The organism is Pseudomonas sp. TE3-3-F2023 (assembly GCF_036784815.1).
GTDB classification, from domain to species: domain Bacteria; phylum Pseudomonadota; class Gammaproteobacteria; order Pseudomonadales; family Pseudomonadaceae; genus Aquipseudomonas; species Aquipseudomonas pudica.
In genome coordinates, this window is sequence record NZ_CP145113.1 from 1,945,934 (window position 1) to 1,958,956 (window position 13,023).

Sequence of the window (13,023 nt, forward strand, 5' to 3'; positions counted from 1 at the left end):
TCATGGCAACGCTCGAACTTCGCAATGTGAACAAGACCTACGGCAGCGGCTTGCCGGACACCCTCAAGGACATCCAGCTGTCGATCAAGGATGGCGAGTTCCTGATCCTGGTCGGCCCGTCGGGCTGCGGCAAGTCGACCTTGATGAACTGCATCGCCGGGCTGGAGCAGATCACCGGCGGTGCGATTCTCATCGACCAGCAGGACGTCAGCGGCATGAGCCCCAAGGACCGCGACATCGCCATGGTGTTCCAGTCCTACGCGCTGTACCCGACCATGAGCGTGCGCGAGAACATCGAGTTCGGCCTGAAGATCCGCAAGCTGCCCCAGGCCGCCATCGACGAAGAAGTGGCGAGGGTGGCCAAGCTGTTGCAGATCGAGCACTTGCTGGCGCGCAAGCCGGCGCAGCTGTCCGGTGGCCAGCAGCAGCGCGTGGCCATGGGCCGGGCGCTGGCGCGGCGGCCGAAGATCTACCTGTTCGATGAACCGCTGTCCAACCTCGATGCCAAGCTGCGCGTCGAGATGCGTACCGAAATGAAATTGATGCACCAGCGCCTCAAGACCACCACCGTGTACGTCACCCATGACCAGATCGAGGCCATGACCCTGGGCGACAAGGTGGCGGTGATGAAGGACGGCATCATCCAGCAGTTCGGCACCCCGCAGCAGATCTACAACGATCCGGCCAACCAGTTCGTCGCCAGCTTCATCGGTTCGCCACCGATGAACTTCATCCCGGTGCGCCTCACGCATCAGGACGGGCGCCTGCTGGCCTTGCTCGACAGCGGCCAGGCGCGTTGCGAACTGCCTCTGGGGGTAGCCGCTGACGAGCTGAATGGCCGCGAGATCATCCTGGGCATCCGCCCCGAGCAGATTGCCCTGGGTGCAGCCGAGGGCAATGGCCTGCCCGGCATTCGCGCCGAGGTGCAGGTGACCGAGCCCACCGGGCCGGACCTGCTGGTGTTCGTCACCCTGAACCAGACCAAGGTCTGCTGCCGCCTGGCGCCGGATGTGGCGTGCCGGGTCGGCGACAGCCTGAACCTGCAATTCGACCCGGCCCGGGTGCTGCTGTTCGACGCTGCCAGCGGCGAGCGCCTGCACCTGGCCACTACTGCCACGGCCATGAAGGACAATGTGGCGCTCTTCAAAGGCCGATAACTCGTCTACACCGTCAAATAAGAACAAGAGGACGCAAAGGGATGGAACAGCGCAAACGCATCAGGACATTAGGTTCGCTCGCCTTGCTCGCACCGCTGGCGATGGCCGCTGGCAGCGGCGCGCAGGCTGCCGAGGCTTTTTCCAGCGAATCGAAGTGGATGACCGGCGACTGGGGCGGCACCCGCACCGAGCTGCTGGAAAAGGGCTATGACTTCACCCTTGATTATGTCGGTGAGGCGGCTGGCAACTTGCACGGCGGCTACAACGACGACAAGACCGCGCGCTATAGCGACCAGTTTGCCCTCGGTGCGCACCTGGACCTGCAGAAAATCTTCGGCTGGCACGACGCCGAGTTCAAGCTGGCGATCACCGAGCGCAGCGGCCGCAACCTGTCCAACGACCGTATCAGCGATCCGCGCGCCGGGCAGTTCAGCTCGGTGCAGGAAGTGTGGGGCCGTGGCCAGACCTGGCGGCTGACCCAGATGTGGATCAAGCAGAAGTACTTCGACGGCGCACTGGACGTCAAATTTGGCCGCTTCGGCGAGGGCGAGGACTTCAACAGCTTCCCCTGCGACTTCCAGAACCTGGCTTTCTGCGGCTCGCAGGTGGGCAACTGGGTCGGCGGCATCTGGTACAACTGGCCGGTCAGCCAGTGGGCGCTGCGGGTGAAATACAACATCACCCCGGAATTCTTCGTCCAGGTCGGCGCCTTCGAGCAGAACCCTTCCAACCTGGAAACCGGAAACGGCTTCAAGCTCAGCGGCAGCGGTACGAAGGGTGCGATCCTGCCGGTGGAAGCGGTGTGGTCACCCAAGGTCAACGGCCTGCCGGGCGAGTACCGCCTGGGTTACTACTACAGCACGGCCAAGGCCGACGATGTGTTCGATGACGTCAACGGCAACCCGCAGGCGCTGACGGGCGAAGCCTTCAAGTCGCACTCAAGCAAGCATGGCTGGTGGGTGGTGGCGCAGCAGCAGGTCACCGCCCATGGCGGCGACGTGAACCGTGGCCTGAGCCTGTTCGCCAACTTCACCGTGCACGACCAGGCCACCAACGTGGTCGACAACTACCAGCAGCTGGGGTTGGTCTACAAAGGCGCCTTCGACGCCCGGCCCAAGGACGACATCGGCTTCGGCGTGGCGCGCATTCATGTGAACGACGACGTGAAGAAACGCGCCGAACTGCTCAACGCCCAGAGCGGCATCAGCGATTACGACAACCCAGGCTTCGTGCCGCTGCAGCGTACCGAGTACAACGCCGAGCTCTACTACGGCTTCCACGTCACCAACTGGCTGACCGTGCGGCCCAACCTGCAGTACATCAAGAGCCCCGGCGGGGTCGATGAGGTGGACAACGCGCTGGTCGCGGGATTGAAGATTCAGTCGTCATTCTGAGAGCAATTGTTGTAAATTTACGCCAATCCACTTCGGTACCCGGCACCCACTGGCCTCCAGTGGTTGTCGGGGATAGGCCGAGACAGCGCTATCTCAAACAACAAGAGCTCTGAACCATGCCCGAACATCCGCTCCATCGCTTCTTTACCTCGCAGCGGCCCCGGCCGACATTCGAGTGGGAGCGTTACCAGCAGCGCGATGTGCTGATCATCGACCATCCCCGTTGCCAGGCGGTGTTCAGCCGCCAGGGTGCGCAACTGCTGCATTTTCAACCAGCGGGTGAACGGCCCTGGCTGTGGTGCGCCGAGCAGTGGCCCCAGGTGGGGGCGATCCGCGGTGGTGTGCCGGTGTGCTGGCCATGGTATGGCCGCCACCCCAGCGAGGACTTGTGGCCGGCCCATGGCTGGGCGCGGCTGCTCGACTGGAAGCTGGTGGACAGCCGCGAGGACGAGGAGGGGGTAACCCTGAAATGGCGGCTGGACCTGTGCGACTGGCAGGTCGACCTGCATGCCCGGCTGGGTAGCCGCATGGAGCTGAGCCTTAGCACCGAGCACCAGGACAGCGAACCATGCCAGCTGAGCCATGCCCTGCTGGCCTACTGGCGCATCAGTGACGTGTCCGAGATAGCGCTGTCCGGGCTCGAGGATATCGAAGGCTACGACCGCCTGAACCGTCAGGCCTGCCGTGAAGATGGCGCGCTGAAACTCAAGGGCGGCTGCCAGAAGGTCTACCCCGGCACGCCGCGGGTGCAATTGCAGGACCCGGCCTGGCAGCGCGAACTTTGCATCGATACCGGTGACAGCGACGACACGGTGGTCTGGCACCCAGGCAATCGCCCGTTGATGGGCGTGACCGGGCGCGAATGCCAGCGTTTCATCTGTGTCGAGGCCGCCAGCGGCAGCGGCGAGGGCTTGAGCCTGGCGCCGGGGCAGCGTGCCCACCTGCGCCTGCAGGCGCACCGGCTCAGTTGAGCTCGTCGTCCTCGATCGGATAGCGGCTGGCGTTGAGGCTTTCCTTGATCTTGCGCAGGTGCGGCTGGAAATCCACGCCGCGCCGCAGGGTCATGCCGGTAGCCAGCACATCGAGCACGGTCAGCTGGATGATCCGTGAGGTCATCGGCATGTAGATGTCGGTGTCTTCCGGCAGCGGAATGTGCAGGCTAAGGCTGCAGGCATTGGCCAGTGGCGAACCGGCAGCGGTCAGGCCCAGCACCGAGGCGCCGTTTTCCCGGGCCAGGCGGGCCACCTCGACCAGTTCGCGGGTTCGTCCGGTGTAGGAAATGATCACGAACAGGTCGCCGGTGTGCGCCACCGAGGCCAGCATGCGCTGCATCAGCACGTCGGCGTGGGCCGACACTGCCAGGTTGAAGCGGAAGAACTTGTGCTGGGCGTCCAGCGCCACCGGGGCCGAGGCGCCCAGGCCGAAGAAGTGGATCTGCCGGGCCTGGATCATCATGTCCACGGCACGGCTGACCTGCTGCGGGTCGAGCTGCTGGCAGGCGCTGTCGAGCGAGGCGATGGCACTGGCGAAGATCTTCTGGGTGTAGGCGGCCGGGTCATCGTCAGCCTCCACCGCGCGGCTGACGTAGGCGGCGCCGCTGGCCAAGCTCTGCGCCAGCTGCAGCTTGAGCTCGGGGTAGCCGCTGACGCCGAACGAGCGGCAGAAGCGGTTGACGGTAGGTTCGCTGACCTTGGCCGCCTGAGCCAGCGCAGCGATGCTGAAACGGGTTGCTTGTTGCGGGTTGAGCAGGATGACTTCGGCGACTTTGCGTTCGGCCTTGTTCAGCTCGTCGAGGCGGCCCTGGATTTGTTCCAGGAGGTTTCGCACGCGGTCCATGGGTGTGTCCTTGGGTCGGGAAGACAGCCGGCTGTGGGAGCAGCAGGCTTTTTGCACGGTCGTCTATCGTACTGTCGGCGCGGTTGACGTACCACTTGTCTGTAACACTTGCGTGTAATGTTGTGGTTTTTACTACATTATCCCTTGAAAACCGTATGTGAAAGCGGTATTCCTAGACCAACTTTAGGAAAGAACCAACATCATGGCTGCGATCAGTGTCGAACCTTGCACCTTTGCCCTGTTTGGCGCCCTCGGCGACCTGGCATTGCGCAAGCTGTTTCCTGCGCTCTACCAGCTCGACCGGGCCAACCTGTTGCACCCGGAAACCCGCCTGCTGGCGCTGGCCCGCGAGGCCGGTAGCGCGCAGGGCCACCTGGACAGCATCGAAGCGCACCTGCGCCGGCATGTACCCGAGGCCGATATCGAGCCCGCCGCGCTGGGCCGCTTCCTCGCCAGGCTGAGTTACCAGCACCTGGACTTTCTCCAGCCCGAGGGCTACCAGGCCTTGGCTGAGCAATTGCCGGCCGAGCTGCCGCTGATCGCCTACTTCGCCACCGCTGCGGCGGTGTATGGGGCCATCTGCGAAAACCTCGACAAGGTCGGGCTGGCCGCACGCACCCGAGTGGTGCTGGAGAAGCCCATTGGCCACGACCTGGAGTCGTCGCGCCGGGTCAACGATGCCGTGGCGCGGTTCTTCCCTGAGAGCCGGGTCTATCGCATCGACCACTATCTGGGCAAGGAAACGGTGCAGAACCTGATCGCCCTGCGTTTCGCCAACAGCCTGTTCGAAACCCAGTGGAACCAGAATTCCATCTCCCATGTGGAGATCACGGTCGCCGAGAAGGTTGGTATCGAAGGCCGCTGGGGCTACTTCGACAAGGCCGGCCAGCTGCGCGACATGATCCAGAACCACCTGCTGCAGCTGCTGTGCCTGATCGCCATGGACCCGCCCAGCGAACTGTCGGCCGATGCCATCCGTGACGAGAAGGTCAAGGTACTCAAGGCCCTGGCACCGATCACGGGCGAAGGGCTGAGCACCCGTGTGGTGCGCGGCCAGTACATCGCCGGCTACAGCGATGGCAAGCCGGTGCCCGGTTATCTTGAAGAAGACAACGCCAACGCCCAGAGCGACACCGAAACCTTCGTCGCCCTGCGTGCCGACATCCGCAACTGGCGCTGGTCGGGGGTGCCGTTCTACCTGCGTACCGGCAAGCGCATGCCGCAGAAGCTGTCGCAGATCGTCATCCACTTCAAGGAAACGCCGCACTACATCTTCGCCCCGGAACAGCGTTTGCAGATCGGTAACAAGCTGATCATCCGCCTGCAACCGGACGAAGGCATCTCTTTGCGGGTAATGACCAAGGAGCAGGGCCTGGACAAAGGCATGCAACTGCGCAGCGGCCCGTTGCAGCTGAATTTCTCCGATACCTGGCGCAGTGCAAGGATTCCGGATGCCTACGAGCGGCTGTTGCTCGAAGTGATGCGCGGTAACCAGAACCTGTTCGTGCGCAAGGACGAAATCGAGTATGCCTGGAAGTGGTGCGACCAGCTGATCGCCGGCTGGCGTAACGCGGGCGATGCGCCCAAGCCATACGCGGCAGGCTCCTGGGGGCCGATGAGCTCGATTGCACTGATCACACGCGATGGGAGGGCGTGGTATGGGGATATCTGAACTGAAACTGCCAGCGGCTGTGAAGGTACACGAGCTGGCGGATGCCAAGGCTCTGGCCGCAACCCAGGCCCATGACGTGGCCGAGCGCCTGCGCGCGGCCATTGCTGCCAAGGGCCAGGCCTGCGTGGTGCTGTCCGGCGGCCGCAGCCCGGTGCCGTTCCTCGAGAAGCTGGCCAGCGAAAACCTCGACTGGGCCAAGGTCACCGTCAGCCTGGCCGACGAGCGCTGGGTGCCGGTGGAGCACGCCGACAGCAACGCCGGCCTGCTGGCCCGCCACTTGTTCAAGGGCGCGGCGGCCAAGGCCCGCTTCGTTGGCCTTTACCAGCAGGCAGAGAACCTTGATGCCGCCGCGGGCAGGGCCGATGAGGTCCTGGCCGAGCTGCCGCCGATCGACGTGCTGGTGCTGGGCATGGGGGATGATGGCCATACCGCTTCGCTTTTCCCCGCCAGCCCCAACCTGGAGGCCGGCCTCGACCTGGCCAACCCTCGCCGCTGCCTGCCCTTGCTGGCACCGAGCGTACCGCACCAGCGCCTGTCGATGACCCGTTCGCTGCTGGCCAGCTCCGCCTTTACCGCGCTGTCCATACAAGGGCAGGGCAAACTCGCTACCCTGCGCGCCGCGCTGGCTGGCAACGACCTTACCGAAATGCCGATTCGCGCTTTTCTTCACGACCCCCTGGACATCTACTGGTGCCCATGAGCCAAGGATCCACAGTCATGACCACCCTCGAACGCCCACAGCCCAAGCTCTCGATGGCCGACAAAGCCGCACGGATCGACGCCATTTGCGAAAAGGCGCGCATTCTACCGGTGATCACCATCGCCCGTGAGGAAGACATCCTGCCCCTGGCTGATGCCCTGGCCGCCGGCGGTATCCGTACCCTGGAAGTGACCTTGCGCTCGCAATATGGCCTGAAGGCCATCCAGGTGTTGCGCGAGCAGCGCCCGGAGCTTTGTGTCGGTGCCGGCACCGTGCTCGATCGCGGCATGTTCGCCGCCGTTGAAGCTGCGGGTGCGCAGTTCGTCGTTACGCCAGGCATTACCCAGGACATTCTCGAAGCTGGTGTGGACAGCGAGATCCCGCTGCTGCCAGGCATCAGCACGCCGTCAGAAATCATGATGGGCTACGCCCTGGGCTACCGCCGCTTCAAGCTGTTCCCGGCGGAGATCAGCGGCGGCGTGGCGGCGATCAAGGCCTTTGGCGGCCCGTTCGGCGATATTCGTTTCTGCCCAACGGGCGGTGTGAACCCGGCCAACGTGCGCAACTACATGGCGCTGCCCAATGTGATGTGCGTGGGTGGCACCTGGATGCTCGACAGCAGCTGGATCAAGAACGGCGACTGGGCGCGGATCGAAGCGTGCAGTGCGGAAGCGATGGCGCTGCTGGACGCCAACTGAATTTGTTGTGTGCTTTACGGCTTGTGGGGCGCTTGGTCGGCGCCCCTTTTTTTTGCCTGGAGATCTTGCAGCGCCTGTACCGGCCCTTTCGCGGGCTTGCCCGCTCCCACAGGATTGCGCCGCTCTCGGGAGCTGTGCAGTACCTGTGGGAGCGGGCAAGCCCGCGAAGAGGCCGGCACAGGCCAACAAAAAAGCCCGCATCAAACGATGCGGGCTCTCTCATTCATTGCGGTACGGCTCAGGCCGCCTTGGCTTCCTGCAGGCTCAGCGAGCGGTTCAGCGCACTGAACAGTGCCTTGAAGCTGGCCGTGGTGATGTTTTCATCGATACCCACACCATGTACCGGGCGGCCGCCGGCCACGCGCAGTTCGATGTAGGCCGCAGCCTTGGCATTGGTGCCGGCGCCAATGGCATGCTCGTTGTAGTCCATGATCTCCACGGCAATCGGCAGGCCGGCCACCAGCGCCTCCAGAGCGCCGTTGCCTTTGCCGCGCCAGTGCAGGGTGGTTTCGCCTTCACCGGCGACTTCCACTTCCACGGCGCTGTGGCCGTTCTCTTCCTGCAGGCGGTGGCTGACCAGCGCGTACGGGGCGTTGGCCTGGAGGTATTCCTTGTGCAGCAGGCTGTAGATCTGCTGGGCGGTCATTTCCAGGCCCAGGCGGTCGGTTTCACCCTGTACTACCTGGCTGAACTCGATCTGCATGCGGCGCGGCAGGCTGATGCCGTATTCCTGCTCGAGCAGGTAGGTGATGCCGCCTTTGCCCGACTGGCTGTTGACGCGGATTACCGCCTCGTAGCTGCGGCCGATGTCGGCCGGGTCGATCGGCAAGTAAGGCACTTCCCACAGCTCGCCTTCCTGCTGCTTGGCGAAGCCTTTGCGGATGGCGTCCTGGTGCGAGCCGGAGAACGCGGTGTGGACCAGGTCGCCCACGTATGGGTGGCGTGGGTGCACCGGCAGCTGGTTGCACTCTTCGACCACCTTGCGCACGCCGTCGATGTCGGAGAAGTCCAGCAGCGGGTCGATACCCTGGGTGTAGAGGTTCAGTGCCAGGGTCACCAGGTCGACGTTACCGGTACGCTCGCCGTTGCCGAACAGGCAGCCTTCAGCGCGATCGGCGCCGGCCATCAGGCCCAGTTCGGTGGCGGCAATGCCGGTGCCGCGGTCGTTGTGGCAGTGCAGGCTGATGATCACGCTGTCGCGACGGCTGACATTACGGCAGAACCACTCGATCTGGTCGGCGTAGATGTTCGGGGTGGACACTTCCACGGTGGCCGGCAGATTGAGGATGATCTTGTGCTCGGGGGTCGGGTTCCACACCTCGATGACCGCGTCGCAGACTTCCTTGGCGAATTCCAGCTCGGTGGCGCTGAAGGTTTCCGGCGAGTACTGGAAGGTCCACTGGGTTTCCGGCTGCTGGGCGGCGTACTTGACGAACAGCTTGGCCGCGTTCACCGCGATGTCCTTGACGCCTTGCTTGTCCTGGTTGAAGACGATGCGGCGGAACGACGGGCTGGTGGCGTTATACAGGTGGACGATGGCCTTCTTCGCCCCGCGCAGCGACTCGAAGGTGCGGGCGATGAGGTCTTCACGGGCCTGGGTGAGCACCTGGATGGTGGTGTCATCCGGGATGTGGCCGTCTTCGATCAGCATGCGCACGAAGTCGAAATCGGTCTGCGAAGCGGACGGGAACGAGGCTTCGATTTCCTTCACGCCAACCTGCACCAGGGTCTTCCAGAAGCGCAGTTTCTTCTCCGAATCCATCGGCTCGATCAGCGACTGGTTGCCATCACGCAGGTCGGAGCTGCACCAGATTGGCGCGGCGGTGATGGTCTTCGACGGCCAGGTACGGTCAGGCAGGTCGATGGTCGGGAAAGCGCGGTACTTCTTCGAAGGGTCTTTGAGCATGGTCATGGAAGCAATCCTTTTGTGTGCGGCCGAGATCGGGCCTGCCGAGCGATAACGAGATGAAAGGCGAGGCGACGCGATTCAGCCTGGTAGTCGGGCGCTGACCAGGCAGAGGCTGCGATGTTGTCGGAGCAGGATGAGGGTGCTGAAGGTTTTCATGCCTTCAACCCTAACCAGTGGGGTGGGGGATGGCAAGCGCTCAGGAAAAATTGAGAGGAATGCTCAAAAAAAGCCTAAAGGCGAGATTTTATCGCTGTAATTGTCAGAGTTCTTCTCTATTTTTGCGCAGTATTTTTCGATGGCGCAACACCTTGGAAGCGAGTTGACCTGCTCTGGCCTTATCGCCGGCAAGCCAGCTCCCACAGGACTCGAATCCTGCGCGGGACCTGTGGGAGCTGGCTTGCCGGCGATGCAGGCGCCGCAATCTCAGGGCTGGAACGCGCCAATGAAAATCGCCGGATCCACCCGTGCATCATTCAGGCTGACGTTCCAATGCATGTGCGGCCCTGTAGCCCGCCCGGTCGAGCCCACACGGCCGACCACCTCGCCCCGGCGCAACTGCTGCCCCACCTGCACATCGATCTTCGACATATGGCAGAACATGCTGATAAAGCCCTGCCCGTGGTCGACGAACACCGTACGGCCATTGAAGAAGTAATCACCCACCAGAATCACCTTGCCATTGGCCGGGGTCTTGATCGGCGTGCCGGCCGGCACCGCGAAGTCCAGCCCCGCATGTGGGTTGCGTTCTTCACCGTTGAAGAAACGGCGCACGCCGAACTTGCTCGAGAGCGGGCCACTGACCGGCTTGTCGAGGATCAGGTTGCTCGGCAGGGTCGGGCTGAAGCTGCGGTATGCCTTGATCTGCTCGGCCAGCTCACGGTCGATGCGCTTGAGGTCGGCCGGGTTCGGGTTGACCTGGCGGGTGTTCTTCAGGGTGATGCGCTGTTCGGGATACTTCTTGCTGCCGACCGTGAAGGGCAGGGTACGGCTGCCCTGGCTAAGCACCGCGGTGCCGGGCTTCTGGGTCAGCGGGATGCCAACGATGGCCAGCCAGTTGTCCTGCTCTTTCACCACCAGCACCGGCTTGCCGTCGAAGCGAGCGCTGGGTGCACTGGCGGCGGGGCCGAGGTCGACCACTGCCACGCCGCCGGGTACCGGCTTGTTCAGCGTGCGGGTGATGTAGCTGGCCTGGGCGCCGCCGGCCAGCAGCAGGAGGGAAAGGGCAAGCAGGGGCGCGAGCAGGCGGGGCATGTGTCAGTCCAGAAGTGAGAGAGTGACCGGGGTCAGGTGGTTGTCTTCGACCCGCACCAACAGCTCGCCTTCATTCAGGCGGGCGGTCAGGCGCTGGCCATTGCGGGTCTGTTCGGCGCTGCGGATGGCCTGGCCCTGTTCGTCCAGCAGGATACTGTAGCCGCGGGCGAGGGTGGCCAGCGGGCTGACCACCTGCAGCGTCTGCAACTGGGCCTGGAAGCGCTGGCGGCGGTCCTTGAGCACCTCGCGCATGGCCCGTGGCAGGCGCTCGGCCAGGCTGTCCAGGCGTTGCCCCAGCAGTTTCAGGGTGCGCCCCGGGTGTTGCGCGGCGAGGCGGGTGTCCAGGCGTGCCAGGCGCTCGTGTCGCTGGTTGAGGTTGAGCATGAATGCACGGCGCAGGCGCATGTCCAGGTCGTCCAGGCGCTGGGCCTGTTGGCGCAGGCGCTCGCCCGGATGGCGCAGGCGCCGGGTCAGCGACTCCAGGCGCAGGCGGTCGTGGGTCAGGCGGTTCTGCATGCGCAACAGCAGGCGCCGTTGCAGGCCATCCAGGCGTTGCTGCAGGCCACTGTTGTCGGGGGCCAGCAGCTCGGCAGCGGCAGAGGGTGTGGGCGCGCGCACGTCGGCGACAAAGTCGCTGATCGAGACATCGGTCTCATGGCCCACGGCGCTGACAATCGGCGTGGCACAGGCGGCCACGGCCCGCGCCACGGCTTCTTCGTTGAAGCACCACAGGTCTTCCAGCGAGCCGCCGCCCCGGGCCAGGATCAGCGCATCGAACCCGAGGCTGTCGGCCAGGCGGATGGCGCGCACGATCTGTGCAATGGCTTCTCGGCCCTGCACTGCGGTGGGGATCAGGTTGAGTTCCACCTGCGGGGCGCGGCGACCGAACACACTGATGATGTCGCGGATCACTGCACCGGTAGGCGACGTAATGATGCCGATGCGCTGCGGGTGGGCCGGCAGCGGCTGCTTGCGTTCGGCGCTGAACAGCCCCTCGGCACCGAGCTTTTCCTTCAGTGCTTCGAATGCCAGGCGCAGGGCGCCATCACCAGCCGGCTCGACGGTGTCGAGAATCAGCTGGTAGTCGCCACGCCCTTCGAACAGCGAAACCTTGCCGCGTACCCGCACCGCCAGGCCGTCGCGCAGTGCCTGGCGCACCCGCGTGGCGTTTTGCCGGAACAGTGCGCAACGTACCTGTGCGCCGCTGTCCTTGAGGGTAAAGTACATGTGGCCGGACGCAGGGCGGGCGAGGTTGGAAATCTCGCCTTCCACCCACACGCTGCGGAACACGTCTTCCAGCAGCACGCGGGCGCGGCCGTTGAGTTGGCTGACGGTAAGAACCTCGCGGTCCAGGCCGAGTCGTTCGAAAGGGTCTCTGATCATGGCGGGCATCATAAAGGACATCGGCCCCGGTTGTCTGTCCCGGCCCTATCGCCGGCAAGCCGGCTCCCACAGGTATCGCGCTGGCTTGGGCCTCATGCTGTCCCTGTGGGAGCCGGCTTGCCGGCGATGGGGCCTTTCAGGCCTGCATCGCCGTCACGAACTGGCGCACCATCGAACCTGCATCACGCCTGCAAGCCATCGCCACAGTACTCTCACACCCCCCCTCCAGCGCCACGAAACTGACCGACGCCGGGGCAATCTCGCGCATGCATTCGGGTAACAACGCCACCCCGAACCCCGCCTGAATCAACTGCAACTGGGTGGTCTTGCGCGACAGAACCTGCGCCGCACGCGGGAAAAAGCCCGCCTCCATGCACATCGAGGCCGACAGGTAGCTCAGCCCGCCACGATCCCGATGCGGAATCGATATGAAGCGCTCTTCCCGCAGTTGTTCCAGTTTCACCCTTGATGCGCTGGCCAAAGGATGCCCGGCGGCGACCGCCAGCAGCAGGGGTTCGCTGAACACTTCATGCAGCACCACGCCTTCATGCTGGCGCAGCACCGGCAAGCGCAGCAGGCCGATATCCAACCGCCCGGCAGCGATATCCTCCAGCTGCGCCTCCGACGACTGCTGGGCAATTTCCAGCGAAACCCCTGGGTTGTCGCGCAAGTAGTCGCCCAGGCGAGCCAGCAACGGGCCGGTCAGCGGTACGGTACTGGAGTGGTTCAGGCGCAGGCTGCCCTGCAGCCCTTCGCCAATGTCACGGGTAACCCTCTCGGCCTGCGCCAGGTCGGCCAGCAAGCGCCGCGCCCGTTCCAGAAAGGCCTGGCCAGCCAATGTCAGGCGCGGCAGGCGCGCGGTGCGTTCGAACAGCGGCGTGCCCAATTGCTGCTCCAGTTCCTTGATCTGCCGGCTCAGCGCCGACTGGGCGATGTACAGCCGCTCGGCGGCAGCGCTGAAGCTGCCGCATTCGGCGATTTCCACGAAGTAACGCAATTGGCGGATCGACGTCATGTCATGCC

Annotated in this window: 11 protein-coding genes; 6 read left to right on the forward strand and 5 right to left on the reverse strand. The window is 64.2% G+C overall.

The genetic code is table 11. The features are described 5' to 3' along the window. The first annotated feature begins 2 nt into the window (after nucleotides 1–2). From ugpC to V3314_RS08845, 3 genes are all read left to right on the forward strand, one after another. Complete coding sequence (ugpC, locus tag V3314_RS08835; protein ID WP_338460139.1) at nucleotides 3–1,157, forward strand: sn-glycerol-3-phosphate ABC transporter ATP-binding protein UgpC; 1,155 nt, start codon at nucleotides 3–5, stop codon at nucleotides 1,155–1,157. A 101-nt stretch (nucleotides 1,158–1,258) separates the two neighbouring features. Continuing rightward, on the forward strand, nucleotides 1,259–2,551 hold the full coding sequence (locus V3314_RS08840; protein ID WP_230385668.1) for a carbohydrate porin: 1,293 nt from the start codon (nucleotides 1,259–1,261) through the stop codon (nucleotides 2,549–2,551). A gap of 116 nt (nucleotides 2,552–2,667) precedes the next feature. Beyond that, the gene (locus tag V3314_RS08845) at nucleotides 2,668–3,522 is read left to right on the forward strand and encodes a D-hexose-6-phosphate mutarotase (protein WP_046617125.1); all 855 of its coding nucleotides are present in this window, start codon (nucleotides 2,668–2,670) and stop codon (nucleotides 3,520–3,522) included. On the opposite strand, the gene hexR is transcribed toward V3314_RS08845, so the two are convergent. Then, the gene (hexR, locus tag V3314_RS08850) at nucleotides 3,515–4,378 is read right to left on the reverse strand and encodes a DNA-binding transcriptional regulator HexR (RefSeq protein ID WP_169774905.1); all 864 of its coding nucleotides are present in this window, start codon (nucleotides 4,376–4,378) and stop codon (nucleotides 3,515–3,517) included. The two genes, V3314_RS08845 and hexR, sit on opposite strands and share 8 nt — an antisense overlap. Before the next feature lie 211 nt (nucleotides 4,379–4,589). Between hexR and zwf the strand changes: the two genes are divergently transcribed. Genes zwf through V3314_RS08865 form a run of 3 tightly spaced genes read left to right on the forward strand, consistent with a single transcriptional unit; the run spans nucleotide 4,590 to nucleotide 7,457 of the window. Continuing rightward, a complete protein-coding gene (gene zwf, locus V3314_RS08855; RefSeq protein ID WP_046617124.1) occupies nucleotides 4,590–6,059 on the forward strand; it encodes a glucose-6-phosphate dehydrogenase in 1,470 nt (489 codons plus the stop codon). After that, nucleotides 6,046–6,759, forward strand: a complete 714-nt coding sequence (gene pgl / locus V3314_RS08860; protein ID WP_046617123.1) for a 6-phosphogluconolactonase — start codon at nucleotides 6,046–6,048, stop codon at nucleotides 6,757–6,759. Before zwf ends, pgl begins: the two co-directional genes overlap by 14 nt. Before the next feature lie 17 nt (nucleotides 6,760–6,776). Beyond that, nucleotides 6,777–7,457: a bifunctional 4-hydroxy-2-oxoglutarate aldolase/2-dehydro-3-deoxy-phosphogluconate aldolase gene (locus V3314_RS08865; RefSeq protein ID WP_025337874.1), complete on the forward strand. Its 681-nt coding sequence runs from the start codon at nucleotides 6,777–6,779 to the stop codon at nucleotides 7,455–7,457. Nucleotides 7,458–7,695: 238 nt separating this feature from the next. On the opposite strand, the gene leuA is transcribed toward V3314_RS08865, so the two are convergent. From leuA to V3314_RS08885, 4 genes are all read right to left on the reverse strand, one after another. Further along, nucleotides 7,696–9,369 carry a 2-isopropylmalate synthase gene (leuA, locus tag V3314_RS08870; RefSeq protein ID WP_025337875.1) on the reverse strand — a complete coding sequence of 558 codons (1,674 nt, stop codon included), beginning with the start codon at nucleotides 9,367–9,369 and terminating at the stop codon, nucleotides 7,696–7,698. Nucleotides 9,370–9,789: 420 nt separating this feature from the next. Continuing rightward, entirely contained in the window at nucleotides 9,790–10,617 is an 828-nt protein-coding gene (locus V3314_RS08875; RefSeq protein WP_338460140.1) for a peptidoglycan DD-metalloendopeptidase family protein, read from the reverse strand. Between the two features lie 3 nt (nucleotides 10,618–10,620). After that, nucleotides 10,621–12,000: an exodeoxyribonuclease VII large subunit gene (gene xseA, locus V3314_RS08880; RefSeq protein WP_085600570.1), complete on the reverse strand. Its 1,380-nt coding sequence runs from the start codon at nucleotides 11,998–12,000 to the stop codon at nucleotides 10,621–10,623. 136 nt (nucleotides 12,001–12,136) lie between these two features. Then, nucleotides 12,137–13,015, reverse strand: a complete 879-nt coding sequence (locus tag V3314_RS08885) for a LysR substrate-binding domain-containing protein (RefSeq protein WP_196174120.1) — start codon at nucleotides 13,013–13,015, stop codon at nucleotides 12,137–12,139. Nucleotides 13,016–13,023 lie beyond the last annotated feature (8 nt).